Genomic DNA, 522 nt, shown 5'->3' with positions numbered 1-522 from the left:
GCCCGTCGCAATCCATGCGGGCGACCGACGTGCCGCCCAACCGGCTCGCGTCCCGATTTCCACCATCTCCTTCGGCACCAAGGGCGGCGAAATCGAGATGGACGGGCAGCGCGTCGCCGTGCCCGTCTCGACCGACCAGATGAGATCTGCACGCCCTCGTCCTTGGCCAGCCGCGCGGCGGTGAACACCCCGTCGTGCGGGTCGCTGGGGTTCGACGGTCGGTTCTCGCCGCCGTCGGAGAGCAGCACGATGCGGGCGGGTGGCGGCTTGTCGCCGCCGACCACCGCGGTGGCGCTGATCGCGTGCAGGGCGGTGAAAATGGCCTCGCCGGTGGCCGTGCTGTCCGCGAAGTCCAGCTTCTTCAGCGCCTCGATGGTCGCCTGGTGTTGGGGCGTCGGCGGGACCAGCAGATACGGCGTCCCGGAGAACGCCACCAGCCCCAGGTTGACGCCGGGCGTCAACTGGCCGGCGAACTGGGTGGCCGCTTCCTCGGCGGCCTTGAGCCGGTTGGGCGGCACGTCG

At 71.1% G+C, this 522-nt stretch carries 1 protein-coding gene; it reads right to left on the bottom strand.

The features are described from left to right. Positions 1-522 (bottom strand): VWA domain-containing protein (locus A5714_RS25550; protein WP_156747388.1); only part of this gene is annotated, 522 nt, incomplete at both ends.

Source organism: Mycobacterium sp. E2462, assembly GCF_001672685.1.
In the GTDB taxonomy this organism is placed as follows: Bacteria; Actinomycetota; Actinomycetes; order Mycobacteriales; family Mycobacteriaceae; genus Mycobacterium.
The sequence above is the reverse complement of the archived record's forward strand: the minus strand, read 5'-3'. Positions and strand labels throughout refer to the sequence as shown.